The organism is Alistipes sp. AM16-43 (assembly GCF_003435745.1).
Classification (GTDB): domain Bacteria; phylum Bacteroidota; class Bacteroidia; order Bacteroidales; family Rikenellaceae; genus Alistipes; species Alistipes onderdonkii.
In genome coordinates this window covers 441,590-455,294 of record NZ_QTUQ01000002.1, presented here as the reverse complement: position 1 = coordinate 455,294, position 13,705 = coordinate 441,590, and the positions used below count along the sequence as shown (strand labels likewise).

The window sequence follows — 13,705 nt, the reverse complement described above, 5'->3', positions numbered from 1 at the left end:
TGATGGCTGGTGCCGGATTTTTGCCTTCCGCAGTCGTTATCCTGTCGCCGGGGTTTCCGCCGCTGATGATTACAAAGGCCGTTAGGTCTGAAATTTGATAGAAATATCGTATGCAGTCTCTCCTTACACGTTGGGCCGACGCCCTGCTCGCATGGCTCGGGCTCACTTCCGCATTGAATAACGGCTGGGATCGTTGGGTGGCTTTCGCCCTGGTGGTGCTGTCCGTCGTGCTTCTCGATTTCCTGTGCCGTACGGTGCTCGTGCGCGGGATTAGGCGCATCGTGATGCGCACCAAAGCCACGTGGGATGACGAACTGTTCAGTTCCGCCGTGTTGAGCCGGCTGTGTAATATCGTCAGCGCCATCGTGCTGGTCATCGTCCTCCCCGTGGTTTTCGATGAACAGTCGGAAGCCAGGACGATCGTCACACGACTGATACAGGTGTACATCGTCGTCACGGTCTTCCGTTTTATCAACGCCCTGCTTTATGCGGCCTTCAATATCGTCTCGGCGCGTCCTGCGTGGCAGAACAAACCGATCAACGGATTGCGCCAGACCGGGCAGGGAATCGCAGCGCTGATCTGCGGTATCCTCATCGTCTCGATCCTGATCGGCAAGTCGCCCGCCATTCTGCTCACCGGACTGGGCGCTTCGGCGGCCGTCATCATGCTGGTCTTCCGCGACAGCATCCTCGGCTTCGTCTCGGGCATCCAGCTTTCGGCGAACGACATGCTCAAGGTCGGGGACTGGATCACCGTACCCAAATACGGTGCGGACGGTTCGGTGATCGAGGTGTCGCTCACGACCGTCAAAGTGCAGAACTGGGACAATACGATCGTTACGCTGCCGCCCTACCTGCTGGTGAGCGATTCGTTCCAAAACTGGCGCGGAATGCAGGCGTCGGGCGGCCGCCGCGTGAAGCGTTCGGTGAACCTGGACATGACGAGCGTGAAATTCTGTACGCCGGACATGCTGGCCCGGTACCGCAACATAGACATCATCCGCGAATATATCGACCAGACCGAGCAGCGGGTCGAGGAATACAATGCCGCGCATGGCATCCGCCCCGGTGAACGCAAGATCAACGGCCTGCACCAGACCAACCTCGGGGTGTTCCGTGCCTATCTGGAACGATACCTGCGCGATGAGGTGCCTGTCAACAAGGGGATGACCCTGATGGTGCGCCAGCTGCAACCGACGGAGACGGGATTGCCGATGGAACTCTATTTCTTTACGGATACGGTGGTGTGGGTGGATTACGAGCGCATCCAGTCGGATGTCTTCGACCATGTGCTGGCCGTCATCCCCGAGTTCGACCTGCGGGTGTTCCAGAATCCGTCGGGAAGCGATATCGAGGCGCTGCGCTATCAGAGGCCGGAGCCGGACGTGCCGGCCAAACCGGATGTTACAGAAAAATCATCAGCATCACCTGAATGATAATTACCCGCAGGAACATGCAGAGAGGGTAGACCGTGGCGTACGATACCGACGGGTTGTCTCCCTCGATCGTGTCGTTGGCATAGTTCAGTGCCATCGGGTTGGCCATGCTGCCGCACAGCATGCCTGCGACCGACCCGAAGTCGATGCGCAGGATGCGCAGCGCGAAGATACCCAGCAATACTACGGGGACGAACGTCAGCAGGAATCCCAGCAGCAGCCATAGTGCCCCTTCGGGGCGCATGACGGTCTCGAAGAAGTGCGTGCCCGCCTCGAGCCCCAGGCAGGCGAGGTACATCGACAGGCCCAGTGCCCGGAGCATCAGGTTGGCGCTGTACGTGGTGTAGGTAATCATGTGAAGGCGCGGGCCGAACGTGCCGATCAGGATGCCGACGATGATCGGGCCGCCTGCCAGGCCGAGTTTTACGGGCAGGCTGATGCCCGGGATGCTTACGGGGATGCTCCCGAGCGTGAGCCCGAGGATCAGGCCGACGAAGACTGCCACGAGGTTAGGCTCTTCGAGGTTTTTCACGGCGTTGCCGAGTATCTTTTCCACATGCTTGATCGCTGCGGCTTCACCCACGACCGTCAGGCGGTCGCCCATCTGCAAACGCAGGTCGGGTGTGGCCAGCAGTTGCACGCCCGAACGGTAGACGCGGCTGATGTTGATGCCGTAATTGTTGCGCAGGCGCAGCGAGGAGAGCTTCTTGCCGTTGATTTCGGGGCGTGTCACGAGGATGCGCTGCGAGATGAGCTGGCTGTCGACGGCGTTCCAGTCGATGTTCTCCGTGTTCCAGTCCTTCTGCTCCTGCTCTCCGAAGATCAGGCGCAGCGCATCGGCCTCGCCCGGGGTGGTGATCACGAGGATGACGTCGTCCTTCTGCAGCGTCTTATCCGAGGTGGGGATCGAAACCTTTCCTTCGCGCCATACGCGCGAAATGACGAAATGGTGGTGGCTCTGAGCGGCTATTTCGTGTACGCTCTTGCCGAATACGGCCGGGTTGGTCAGGTGGTAGCTGGCAATGAAGACGTTTTTCCGGTGTTCGGCGTCCGGCTCCGGCATGTCGGCGGGGCGGACGAAGAGCTTGCGGATGAAGACGATGGCCAGGATGACGCCCACCACGCCCAGCGGATAGGTCACGGCGCAGCTCAGGGCGGCGCCGCTGGAGTCGACGCCCATCTGTTGCAGCGCCTGCTGCGCCGCTCCGAGCGCCGGGGTGTTGGTCGTGGCGCCGCACAGGATGCCCGACATGTCGGGCATCGAGACGTGCAGCGTATAGCTCATTGCCACGGCCAGCCCCGTGCCGAGCAATACTACCGCAAGGGCGGGCGACATCAGGCGCAGTCCGTCGGCGCGCAGCGAGTTGAAGAAGCCGGGGCCGACCTGCAGGCCGAGGGCGTATACGAAGATGATGAGCCCGAAGCTCTCGGCATAGTTCAGCATCGCCGGGTCGATCGACAGTCCGAAATGCCCGGCCAGGATACCTGCGAAAAAGATGAATGCCACGCCCAGCGAGATGCCGAAGATGCGTATCCGGCCGAGGGCGATCCCGATCGTCGAAATGAGCGAAATAACCACGACGGCCTGCAGGGCCGAGTGTTCGACGAATAAACTTTTAAGCCATTCCATCCTTTCCGTTTGTGAATTTGCTGCAAAAGTAGGGCAAATTTTCCAGATACCCGCCTTTTTGCCGAACCTTTTGTGGGCTCATTGTGTCTGTGTGCAACATTTTCGGTCGGCAAGGTAAATCATTTTAGCTCCATGTTATGACAAAACAGACCCCGCACTATGCAGTTCAGGATAATTTACATATCTTTGCACTACCCTACTTCACACAGGGGATGGAGGGGGTAATTAGTGACGCAAAAGGGCTTCTGTGCCGGGTGGGAGTCTGAAAACCTTACCCGGCCGCTGCCGGAAAACTTTAGGGATTGGTTGTTCCGGACAGCATCAGGGCGGTCGATATCGGCCGCCCTGATTTGTTTATTATGTACGATCTGTTTACCTGCCCGGATTACAGTTTCAGCGGTTTCCCGCGGTAAAAATCCAGTATTTTCGAACGGAATACGAATTCGTATTTCGCCTGCACGAGTTCCGACTCGGCTTTTTCCATGCGTGTCTTGGCATCGTTGAAATCGAAAATGGTCGAACGGCCCGATTCCGCCTTCTGCTGTTCGTAGGCGAACGCTACCTCGGCCGAGGCGAGGGCTACGCCGGCCGAACGGTATTTGCTGTACGCCGCGTCGGCGTTGTACCACGCCTGTTCGATCTCCTTGCGCAGCGCCAGCTCGGCTTCGGTCAGCGCGAGCCGCTGGCTGCGGGCCGAAAGCTGTGCCGAGCGGATATTGTTGCGCGTGGCGCGGCGGTTGAAGATCGGGATGTTCATCGACAGTCCGACGTATTCGCGGCTGTTATGGCGCATCTGGGCCCAGAACTTATCGCTGTCGGCGCTGTACACCCCCGTGCCGTAGCCGCCTGAAAGCGAGATGGAGGGATAGAGTGCCGATTTGGCAATGAGGACTGAATTCTCCGAACTTTCGAGCCGCAGCCGCTCCGCCTTGATATGCGGACGGTTTTCCACTGCATAGTTGTAGACCCCGTCTGCCGTGCCCAGCCGGTGCAGCGAGGCGAGCGTCACGCTGTCGAGCTCCGGAACCACGACGTCGAACCCTGCGGCGCTCTCGCGGTTGAGGGCCTGGCTCAGGTTGAGCAGTGCCAGTTGTAGGTCGTTGCGGGCCTGGGTCAGGCTCAGCTGGTCTTTGGCCATGAGCGCCTCGCTTTCGTACCGGGCCGATTCCGGCTGTTTGCCGGCGGCGACCAGTTCGCGACTCTGCGTGGCCTGCAGGGTGCTCAGGGCGAGCTGGCGTTCGGCAACGTCGGTGAGTTCCTTGTTGTAAAGTACCTCCAGGTAGAGTGTCATGACGTTGATCGACACGTCTTCGCGGGCACGTTCCAGATCCTGCATGGCTGCGGCCAGGTCGAGTTTGCCGCCTTTGACCTGGCGGTTGATGCGCATGCCCTGGAATACGGGGAGGCTGGTCGAGATGTTGAGCGAACCCGAGGTCTGGTTGTTGTCCTTATAAGTATTGTCGCTCGAGAGTACGCGGCCGAACGATGCGTCGCCTCCGATCGAGGCGTTCAGGTCGGGCAGGCGGCTGTATTTGGCCGTCGAGAGTTCTACCTCGTTCTGTTCAACCTGCAGGGCGCGTTGCTGCACGTCGATGTTGTTGGCCAGGGCATAACCGATGCAGTCGTCGAGCGACCAGGGGGTGCCGGGTGCCGGTGCTGCGGCGGCTTGAGGTGCAGCTGGTGCGGTCTGGGCCTCCGCGGACATTGCGCAGAGAGCGGCGGCAGCTGTACAGAGAGCGGCGAATAGGGTGCTGGTTTTCATGCTGCGGTGCATTTGGGGTTATTTCTTCTTGTCTTCCTTCGCGCCGCGGACTTTGTCGTCGGCGGTCACGCCTTCGGTAAGTTCGATGTTGATGCCGTCCGAAAGGCCTATCTTGACCTCGCGTTTATCGAAGGTCTGCTCTGCGGCGTCCTCGGCGCTGGTGAGCAGGTAGACATACGTTTTCTCACCCTCGAATTCGACGGTGCTCTCGGGAAGCGTGAGCACGCCTTCGCGGCTTTCGATCACGATGCTGGCGTTGGCACTGTACCCGGCGCGCACGAAGACGTCGGCGGGAATCTTCACGGCAGCCTTCACTTCGAACATGATGACGCCGTTATCCTCGGTCGCTTTGGGCGAAACGTACTCCAGGTTGGCATCCAGTTCGACGTTCTGCAGGGCGCCGATCGTCAGTTTCACGGGCATGCCTTCGTGCAACTTGCCGACGTCCGTTTCGTCGACGTTGCCCCGGAAGAGCATGTTCGACATGTCGGCTACGGAGGCGATGGTCGTACCGTCGTTGAACGTGTTGGCCTGGATCACCGAGTTTCCGACCTTGATCGGCACGTCGAGGATCATACCGTCGATCGTCGATCGGATCTGCGTGTTGCTGAGCTCCTTGTAGCGGCTGGTGATGCCGTTTTTGACGATCTCCAGGTTCTCCTTGGCGTTCTGCAGTTCCTCTTCGGCTTTCTGGAGGTCGGTGCGCCCCTGTTCGAACTCCTCGTCTGAGACGACGCCCTTGTCGTGCAGTGTTTCCGTGCGGCCGAATTCGCGGCGGGTCTGCGCCAGCGATATTTCGGCTACCGAAACGCGCGATTCGGCGCTCGAAAGCTGTCCCATCTCCGGCACGACCTTCACCGTGGCGATCACCTCGCCCTTGCGCACCATCTGCCCGGCCTCCTTGTAGACGTTGGAAACGATACCCGAAATCTGGGGCTTGATCAGCACCTCGTCGCGGGGTTCGACCTTGCCGGTGGCGACCACGAATTGTTTGAGCGTGTCGAGTTTGGGTTGTACGATCGTGTAGACTACCTTTACCGGACGGGTCTTCTGCCACAGGAACACGAACGTTCCGAGCAACAGCGCCGCAAAGAGCACACCCAGAAAGATTTTCAGAAATTTTTTCATAGCCGTAATCTATTGATTTAATTTAATTTATTCTTCACGTATTGCATCCACAGCCTTGATGCTCAGGGCCCGGTAGGCGGGGATGACGCCCGCCAGCAGGCTGCCGGCCACGAGGATGAAAAGCGCCAGCATACCTGTTCCGAACGATATTTGCCACGAGATTTCGGCACCCTCCTGGGCCACGGTCACCGCCTGGTAATAGATCGAATCGGCGACCGACAGCACCCCGACCGCGGCCGTGAGGCCGACCACCCCGGCGATGAAGGTGAGGATGAAACTTTCGGAGAGTATCTGCGAGATGATGGCCGTGGGCGGCGCGCCCAGGGCGCGGCGTATGCCGATCTCCTGCGTGCGCTCCTTGACCAGCACCAGCATGATGTTGCTCACGCCGACGATGCCGGCCAGCAGTGTCCCCAGGCCCACGATCCATGTCAGGAACCCGATGCCCCAGAAGAGGCTCATCACCTTGTCGAACATCTCGGCCGTGGCCATGCACCAGGCGGCTTTCTCGTCGTCCGGCGAGATCAGGTGCTTGGCGAAGATCACCGACTTGCAGGCGGTTTCGACCTCTTTGCTCGGGGTGTCCTCCCGGCCGGCGATGGCCAGCATGTGGATCGAGTTGCCCCCACCGTACATCTGCTGCGCGAGCGAGATCGGGGCTACGACCGTGCGTTCGACGTTGCTGAACGACATGGCCGTGCTCTGGCGCCGCATGACGCCGATAATGGTGAAATAGCTGTTGTTGACTTTGATGACCTTGCCGGTCGGGTCTTCCATTCCCGGAAACAGGTCTTTCTGTATCTGGGTGCCGATGACGCAGACCTTGCGCTTCTGCGCCATGTCGACGTCGTTGATGAAGCGGCCGTAGATGATCTTCTGCGGGTTGATCTGCTGGTAGTCGGGCATGTAGCCCATCAGCGAATAGTCGCCCTTGCGTTCGTTGTAGCTGCAATGGATCTCCCCGCCCCAGTAGACGCCCGAGGCGTACTGCACCTCCTTGAGCCCCCGGACGTTTTCCACGTCGTCGTTGTTCATGCGCCACCAGCGGTTCTTGGGCATGCCCTTGTAGGGGAGAGAGGTCTGCGAAGGCTGTATGAGCAGCGTGTTGGTCGACATGTCGCCCAGCTGTGCCCGGAACAGACGTCCCAGCCCCATGCCGGCACCCAGCAGTACGGTAAGCATGAAGATGCCCCAGAAGACGCCCAGTGCCGTCATGATGCTGCGCTTGCGGTTGCGGGAGATCGTCTGCCATATCTCGTTCCAGCGGTCTGTATCGAAAAATCCCATGGCTTCTACTTGTTATAACGCAGGGCGTCGATTGTCTTGAGTTGTGCGGCCCGGTAGGCTGGGACGTAGCCTGCGATCAGGCCGGCGATGACCAGCACGACCGTCGCGCTGACCGCAACGCCCAGATCGAGCGTCGGGTTGAGGAAGATCGACGGCGCATGGCCGCCGCCCGTCTGCGGCGTCTGGTTGAGCATGTAGTTGACCCCTTCCATCATCGCCACGCCGAATACCATACCCAGGTAACCGAATACGGCGGTTATCATCACCGACTCGGTAAGGATCAGCCTGATGATCGACACGGGCTTGGCGCCCAGCGCCTTGCGTATGCCGAATTCGGAGGTGCGCTCCGTGACCGTCACGAGCATGATGTTGCTTACGCCGACGATGCCGGCCAGCAGCGTCCCCAGGCCGATGATCCAGACGAAGATGTTGATGCCTGCGAAAACCATCATGAAATTCTTGTAGGTTTCCATCGTATTGTCGAGCCAGATGGCGCTTTCGTCGTCGGGGGCGAAGTGGTGTTCGGCGGAAAGGCGCCGGATGACGCGCTTTTCGAACTCCTTCATCGCCTCGGTGGTGTGGACGCCCTTGATGGTGATGATGGCATTGTTCACTTCGGGGCTGTTGGCGTTGTAGAGCAGCTGCCCGGTGGTCAGCGGGATGTAACACGACGAACTGCTGCGCTGGGCGTCGCCCTTGTAGACGCCGACCACGGTGAATACCGTGCTGTCGAGCTTGATCCTTGCCCCCAGCGGATCGGCGCCCTTGAATAGCAGGGACTGCATGGCCTGGTCGATGACCAGCGACTTGCGGTATTCGCGGATGTCGGCGTCGTTGACGAAGCGCCCCTTTACGATCTCCACGCCCTCGATCTGTTCGATCTTGGGCAGCGAGCCGCGCAGCCAGACCTTGGTGTATTCGTTCCCGTAGGTTGCCGTATGGTTGTCGAACCACGAGTTGGCAGCCACTTCGTCTACCTCGGGGAATTCCCGGGCGAGGATTTCGAGGTCGCTGTTCCACAGGCGGATGCGGCGCCCCTTCTGGTAGCCCATGTAGGGCTTCGAAGTACGGCCGCCGTAGAGGTCGATCGAGTTGGTGGCGTAGTTGCCGAAATTGGAGGTTACGCCGTTCTTGAGCCCGTTGCCCGAGCCCAGCAGGATGACGAGCATGAAAATGCCCCACGCGACCGAGAAGCCCGTGAGGAACGTGCGCAGCTTGTTGCGGCGCACCGATGTCCAGATCTCCAGCAGCAGTTCCCTCATCGCTTTCCGAGTCCGGTTTCGGTGATACTGCTGATGACGCCGTCCGTAAGACGGATGATCTTGTCCGTCTGGTCGGCGATCGACTGTTCGTGCGTGACGCAGATGATGGTCATGCCCATATCAACGTTCACGCTGCGCAGCAGGTTCATCACTTCCTGCGAGGTGGCGCTGTCCAGTGCGCCCGTGGGTTCGTCGGCAAGGATGATCTGGGGCTTGTTGATAAGCGCCCGGGCGATGGCCACGCGCTGTTTCTGGCCGCCGGACATTTCGTTGGGCATGTGGTCGGCCCACTCCCTGAGCCCCAGCATGTCGAGGTATTCGAGTGCCAGGGCGTTGCGTTTGCGGCGCGAGACGCCCTGGTAGTAGAGCGGCAGGGCGACGTTTTCGACGGCGTTCTTGTAATTGATCAGGTTGAAGGACTGGAAAATATAGCCGATCATGTTGTTGCGCGCAGCGGCGGCCTGCGTTTCGCTGAGGTTCTTGATCAGCCGTCCGGCCAGGTAGTAACTGCCGCTGTCGTAGTCGTCGAGAATCCCGAGGATGTTCAGCAGGGTGGATTTTCCCGAACCCGAGGCGCCCATGATCGAGACCAGTTCGCCCTTTTCTACATCGAGGTCGATGCCTTTGAGCACGTGCAGGGGTGACCCATTATTATAGGTCTTGTTGATGTTTTCCAGCTTTATCATATTCAGTCTGCCGTTATAAAGCGGTTTGCGATGTTGAGGGTTACAATCTGTAAGCGGTGTGTGAGGCGCTTGGGACAAAGGTAATAATATAATCTTGAAAAACAATTTATTTTTATCGAAAATCAATAAAAAATTACCAAACACCAATAAATGTGGTTATAATATCGGCAAATGTAAGCAAAAAATACATACTATGCAATACAGAGTACTGAAAATCATATATTAATCTTTCCGACCTATATAACATAAAGATGGGAAAACCCCGTTTTATGCGCATATCCCGGTAGGGTGGCCGGTGAAAATCCCCATAAATGGCGATTGCCGCCTGAGGCCCGAATCGCTATTTTTGCAGGCAAAAATTACGTTATATGTTAAAAAAATAACATAAACGGTTTATGGGTAATGCTTTTTCGTTATATTTGTTGCGTTAGGTCAAGCATATGAGGAAACTTTTACTACTGTTTTTATGCACGATTGTCCCGGCTGTCGTGTCGGCGCAGCGTCTCGACGTTACGGGACGGGTGCTTGTAAAGGATACCGGCAAGCCGATCGGACAAGCAGTCGTCGAATTGCCGCAGTCCGGATTGTGGGCCGTGGCCGATGCCGACGGAAACTTCACGGTGAAGGGAGTCCCGGCCGGGGAAACGCGTTTTGTCGTTTCCTGCCTGGGGTTCGTTACCACCGAAGCCGAGGTCGACGTGCGTACGGGGATGGGGCCGGTCAGGCTTTATGCCCCCGAGGATAACCTGAAACTGGAGAGCGTCGTGGTGACGGCCAAGGAGGCGCCCAACGCCATGGCTACGTCGCGTACGATCGGCGGCAATGCCATCGACCACCTGCAAATGGTCAATGCGTCGGACATCTCGGCACTGCTGCCGGGTGGCAAAACGGTTAATCCCGACCTGATGAAGGACAATGTCTTTTCGCTGCGCAGCGGCGGGAGCACGGCCGGCAATGCGGCGTTCGGTACGGCCGTCGAGGTCGACGGCGTACGCCTTTCCACCAATGCTTCGCTGGGCGACCCGACGGGTGCCAGCACACGTAACCTGTCGGCGACCAACATCGAGTCGGTCGAGGTAGTGACCGGCGTACCTTCGGCCGAATACGGCGACATCTTGTCGGGCGTGGTGAAAATCTCGACCCGCAAGGGCAAGACGCCCTATACGGTGACGCTCTCCACCAATCCGCGCACCAAACAGATCGCCGCCTCGAAGGGCTTCGACCTGGGGCGGAACCACGGGGTGCTGAACAGCAACGTCGAGTATACGCGGGCCACGAAGAACCCCACGTCGCCCTACACCTCCTATTCCCGCACGGGGCTGGCGCTCAATTACCAGAATACCTTCGCCAAGGTTCTGCGTTTCAATTTCGGCGTAACGGCCAATATCGGCGGTATGAATACCGAGGACGACCCCGATGCCCAGAAAGGCGAGTGGGAGAAGGTGCGTGACAATGTGCTGCGTGCCAACACCTCGCTCAAATGGCTGCTGAACAGGTCGTGGATCACGAGCCTGGACTTCGACGCGTCGCTCAACTATACCGACAACCTTGCACGCAAGCGCACCTATAACCTCAATTCGACCTCCCTTCCGGCCGTCCATGCCGAACAGGAAGGGTATTACATCGCCGAGATGCTCCCTCCGGTCTATTATTCGACCAAATACGTCGATTCCAAGCAGCTCGACTATGCGGCCAACCTCAAGGCCACGTGGGTGCGCAGCTGGGGCGACGTGCACAGCAATGCCAAGGTCGGCGCTTCGTGGCGGGCCAACGGTAATGTCGGGGACGGGGAGTACTATGCGACTCCCTCCCTCGCGCCTAACGGTTACCGCCCCCGTCCGTATACGGACATCCCCTATATGCATAACCTCGCGGCCTACGTGGAGGAGACGCTGACTGTGCCGCTGGGGGCGACCACGCTGCAACTGATGGCGGGCCTGCGTGCCGAAAAGACCTTTATCAAGAATACGCAATACGAGAATACGTCGAGCCTCTCGCCACGCTTCAATCTGAAATTCCGCATCAACGACCATCTGACTGTCCGCGGAGGCTGGGGCATCACCGAGAAGCTGCCGTCGTTCAACGTGCTTTATCCGCTGCCCGAATACCGCGATACGCCCGTGTTCGCAACCACCTATGGCTCGGGGCAGAGCGCCTATGTTTATCACACGCAGCCTTACCAGATACTCTACAACGACAACCTGAAGTGGCAGCGCAACCGCAATTCAGAGGTCGGCGTCGACCTGCGTATCGGGGGCACCTCGGTCTCGCTGGTCGGCTATTTCAATCGCACGAAATATCCCTACAAGCTGAGCGCCTCCTTCGAGCCGTTCTCCTATAACATGATGGGCGTGCCGTCCACGCTGCCCGACGGGACGGCCTATACGATGCCGGCGAACCCGGCATTCCGCGTCGACAGCCAGACAGGCGAAATCTTCGTCCGCGACAAGGACAACCCTTCGGCCGGCTGGATCGCCATGCAGACCACTTCCACCAAGCGGACGTTCGTCAAGAATACCTACCAGAACAACGGTTCGCCCGTGGATCGCATGGGGCTGGAGTTCGTCGTGGAGTTCCCGCAGATCAACCCCATCCGCACGCAGCTGCGGCTCGATGGGGCTTACGGCTATACCAAATACGTCAACGAGGGTGAGGCATGTTACTATCCCTCGACCTCGACCGGCGGCGAGTTCTACCCCTATGTGGGGGTTTATCTCGATAACGGGGGCAGCTCCAACGTCACCTACAACGGCCGGAAGCTGCATGCGCTGGATATGAATCTCACGGCCACGACGCACGTGCCCTCGATCCGCATGGTCATCTCGCTGCGGCTCGAAGCCTCGCTCGTGAAGCGCTCGCAGAACCTTTCGGAGTACAAGGGACGCGAGTATGCCTTCAACGTCGACGAAGACCGTAACCCCACCGGCGGGAGCATCTACGACGGCGACAGCTATACGGCGATCTGGCCTGTGGCCTACATCGACCTCGATGGCAATCGTCATCCCTTTACCGATGCCGAGAAGAACGACCCGGCCTTCTCCTCCCTGCTGTTGCGTTCGGGCAATGCCTACTCTTTCAACGGCGACGGTTACGACCCCTATTTTTCGGCCAACCTGAGCATCACGAAGGAGATCGGCGACCATGTCTCCGTCTCGTTCTACGCCAATAACTTCACCAATTCGCGGCCTTTCGTCGCTTCGTATGCCACGGGTGTCAAGGCGGTCTTCACACCCGATTTCTATTACGGACTTACGGTACGCCTTAAATTCTGAAAACGATGAGAAAGATATTTTGCATATTGTCCTGTCTGCTGGTGGCCGGTTGCACGTCGTTCGACAGGAACCCTTACGACGGTGCGCTGCGCGAACTCCGTGTGACGGCCGTGTATCCCGAGGGATACGCCGGCTATCTGCGCGAAGGCGTCGCGGTGAAACTCTCCGACCGCAATACGGGCAATGTCTATACCGCCCTGACCGATGCGCAGGGCCACGCCGGGTTCCGCGTCGCTGCCGGGCATTACCGGCTCTCGGTGCTCGACCTGCCCGACGATTCGGCGGTTTTCAACGGTACGATCGAGCAGGTCGACCTTGTCGGCGGGGACAAGGACGTCGACGTGGCGCTGAAATTTTCCAAGCCGGGTACGATCCTCATCAAGGAGATCTACTCGGGCGGCTGCATGCAGGATCCGCCGGCGACGGGGACTTATGCCGACGACAAATATATCGTCCTGCACAACAACAGTTTCGAAACCTATTACCTCGACGGCCTGTGCCTGGCGATGGTCGCCCCCTACAACTCGAACGCCAACAATCCGTGGACGAGCACCGACCCTTCGGGCAACATCGTTTTCCGCGATTACGCCGCCATCCCCGATTGTATCTGGATGTTCCCGGGATCGGGGACGGATTTTCCGCTGGAACCCGGCGAGGATGCCGTGGTGGCCTACTACGGCGTCGACCATACGCAGACCTATTCCCAGTCGGTGAACCTCAACCGCAAGGGTTGTTTCGTGCTCTACGATATGGTGCACTATCCCGGCAACAAGCTCCATCCTACGCCTGTTCCGGGCGACCAGATCGACCAGGCGCATTACATGAAGGTGCTGAAAAAGACCGGAACCAATTCGGCCGTCGTCTACGTGATTTCGCAGAATTCGCCCGCCGTGATCCTCTTCCGGGCGCCTGAGGGGTTCGATCTGGATGCCTACCTGGCCGACGACCTTCAGTCGACGGTTCAGAACGGCAGCATCACCTATTCGAAGATACCGTGGGACAACGACTGGATTGTGGACGGCGTCGAGGTATGCAACATGACCGAGGCGACCAAGAACAAACGCCTGCACACCGATGTGGATGCCGGGTATATCGGTTTCTCGGCCAAGGCGCAAGGGCATACCCTGCATCGGAAGCTGGATGAAGAGGCCACGGCTGCTGCCGGCTTCGAAAGGTACGTGGATACCAATAACTCGTCGAACGATTTTTATGAGCGTGAGACACAATCTTTGCGTGATTAGC

The 13,705-nt window shown here is 58.7% G+C and carries 9 protein-coding genes; 3 read left to right on the top strand and 6 right to left on the bottom strand.

The annotated features are described in order from the left end of the window. The first annotated feature begins 110 nt into the window (after nucleotides 1–110). Nucleotides 111–1,436, top strand: a complete 1,326-nt coding sequence (locus tag DW189_RS05070; protein WP_117507085.1) for a mechanosensitive ion channel family protein — start codon at nucleotides 111–113, stop codon at nucleotides 1,434–1,436. On the opposite strand, the gene DW189_RS05065 is transcribed toward DW189_RS05070, so the two are convergent. From DW189_RS05065 to DW189_RS05040, 6 genes are all read right to left on the bottom strand, one after another. Next, complete coding sequence (locus DW189_RS05065; RefSeq protein WP_055202815.1) at nucleotides 1,405–3,066, bottom strand: putative transporter; 1,662 nt, start codon at nucleotides 3,064–3,066, stop codon at nucleotides 1,405–1,407. The two genes, DW189_RS05070 and DW189_RS05065, sit on opposite strands and share 32 nt — an antisense overlap. A 385-nt stretch (nucleotides 3,067–3,451) precedes the next feature. Continuing rightward, on the bottom strand, nucleotides 3,452–4,840 hold the full coding sequence (locus DW189_RS05060) for a TolC family protein (protein ID WP_055202813.1): 1,389 nt from the start codon (nucleotides 4,838–4,840) through the stop codon (nucleotides 3,452–3,454). A 6-nt stretch (nucleotides 4,841–4,846) separates the two neighbouring features. Then, entirely contained in the window at nucleotides 4,847–5,956 is a 1,110-nt protein-coding gene (locus DW189_RS05055) for an efflux RND transporter periplasmic adaptor subunit (RefSeq protein ID WP_117507084.1), read from the bottom strand. Nucleotides 5,957–5,983: 27 nt separating this feature from the next. Then, nucleotides 5,984–7,243, bottom strand: coding sequence for an ABC transporter permease (locus DW189_RS05050; RefSeq protein ID WP_018694758.1), 1,260 nt, complete (start codon nucleotides 7,241–7,243; stop codon nucleotides 5,984–5,986). Nucleotides 7,244–7,248: 5 nt separating this feature from the next. Next, nucleotides 7,249–8,505, bottom strand: a complete 1,257-nt coding sequence (locus DW189_RS05045) for an ABC transporter permease (RefSeq protein WP_055202809.1) — start codon at nucleotides 8,503–8,505, stop codon at nucleotides 7,249–7,251. Continuing rightward, nucleotides 8,502–9,191 (bottom strand): ABC transporter ATP-binding protein, encoded by a 690-nt coding sequence (locus DW189_RS05040; protein WP_022331936.1) that lies wholly within the window; start codon nucleotides 9,189–9,191, stop codon nucleotides 8,502–8,504. The genes DW189_RS05045 and DW189_RS05040 overlap by 4 nt, the downstream gene beginning before the upstream one ends. A 440-nt stretch (nucleotides 9,192–9,631) precedes the next feature. Here DW189_RS05040 and DW189_RS05035 point away from each other — a divergent pair, with 440 nt between their 5' ends. After that, nucleotides 9,632–12,463, top strand: a complete 2,832-nt coding sequence (locus DW189_RS05035; RefSeq protein ID WP_117507083.1) for a TonB-dependent receptor — start codon at nucleotides 9,632–9,634, stop codon at nucleotides 12,461–12,463. Between the two features lie 5 nt (nucleotides 12,464–12,468). Next, nucleotides 12,469–13,704 (top strand): DUF4876 domain-containing protein, encoded by a 1,236-nt coding sequence (locus DW189_RS05030; RefSeq protein WP_117507082.1) that lies wholly within the window; start codon nucleotides 12,469–12,471, stop codon nucleotides 13,702–13,704. Nucleotide 13,705 lies beyond the last annotated feature (1 nt).